This is a genomic window from Streptomyces djakartensis (assembly GCF_014651075.1).
GTDB classification, from domain to species: domain Bacteria; phylum Actinomycetota; class Actinomycetes; order Streptomycetales; family Streptomycetaceae; genus Streptomyces; species Streptomyces djakartensis.
The window spans coordinates 1-508 of sequence record NZ_BMWE01000102.1 but is presented as its reverse complement, the minus strand read 5'-3'; the positions used below and the strand labels follow the sequence as shown (position 1 = coordinate 508).

The window sequence follows — 508 nt, the reverse complement described above, 5'->3', positions numbered from 1 at the left end:
TTAGTGTGCTCTTCGCGCGCGTTGCTGAGCTCAAGCTCGACGGTCTGACGCTGTTCGGTGATGGTCTTGGCAGTTTCGGAGCGCAGTTGTGCGGCATCCTCGTTGGCGGAGGTGGTCACTGATTCGGCTTGATTGCTGGCGTTCGTCAGAATCGAGGCGGCCTTGGCATTGGCGTCGTCAACAATATGCTGGGCATCCAGCTTGGCGTTGTTGATCAGTGTTTCGGCCTGAGCCTGAGCCGTGGTACGGATGGAGGACGCGTCCTGCTTGGCGCGTTCCAGCAGTTCGGTACTCGTCTGTTCGGCGGAGGCAAGCATCTGCTGGGCGTTCGCTCCCAAGGAAGCGAAGCTGTTGCCTTCCGGCTTCTTGTTCTTCTCTTCCTGAAGTTGGGCCTGCAGTTGCAGAATACGGTCGTCATCCGCCGCAATCTGCTCACGCATGCTGGCCAACGTCTGCTGCGCACGCTTCATACTCTCCTGAGTAGCGTCGAAGGCAGCATCAACCTTCT

At 58.5% G+C, this 508-nt stretch carries 1 protein-coding gene; it reads right to left on the bottom strand.

The genetic code is table 11. The features are described 5' to 3' along the window. Window positions 1-470 (bottom strand): hypothetical protein (locus IE212_RS34660; protein WP_268250816.1); only part of this gene is annotated, 470 nt, incomplete at its 3' end. Window positions 471-508: the final 38 nt, after the last annotated feature.